We start from the raw sequence: 571 nt of genomic DNA on the forward strand, positions 1-571 counted from the left end.
CAGTTGCGACAGACTCTCATCGCCTTAGCCAGAAGAAATTGACTCTTGAAAAAAATGGTGATGATTTCGATGTGGTGATTCCTAGCCGCTCTCTACGCGAATTTTCAGCGGTATTTACAGATGATATTGAAACTGTAGAGATTTTCTTTGCAAATAATCAAATCCTCTTTAGAAGCGAAAATATTAGCTTCTACACTCGTCTCCTAGAAGGAAACTATCCTGATACAGATCGTTTGATTCCAACAGACTTTAATACTACAATTACTTTTGATGTGGTTAATTTGCGTCAATCTATGGAGCGTGCACGTCTCTTATCAAGTGCGACTCAAAACGGTACTGTGAAGCTTGAAATTAAAGGTGGGGTTGTTAGCGCCCATGTTCACTCTCCAGAAGTTGGTAAAGTAAACGAAGAAATCGATACAGAGCAGGTGACCGGGGATGATTTAACTATTAGTTTTAACCCAACTTACTTGATTGATTCCCTCAAGGCTTTAAATAGCGAAAAGGTTACTATTAGCTTTATCTCATCAGTTCAATCATTTTTTCTCCTAGCAAGGTTGCGCAATCAAAA

Annotated in this window: 1 protein-coding gene; it reads left to right on the top strand. The window is 38.7% G+C overall.

Annotated elements, in window-relative coordinates; all coding sequences use genetic code 11:
• Positions 1–571, top strand: a 571-nt coding sequence (dnaN, locus tag GMD4S_RS10220; RefSeq protein WP_000320493.1) for a DNA polymerase III subunit beta, incomplete at both ends; no start/stop codon positions are given.

The organism is Streptococcus sp. GMD4S, assembly GCF_000296955.1.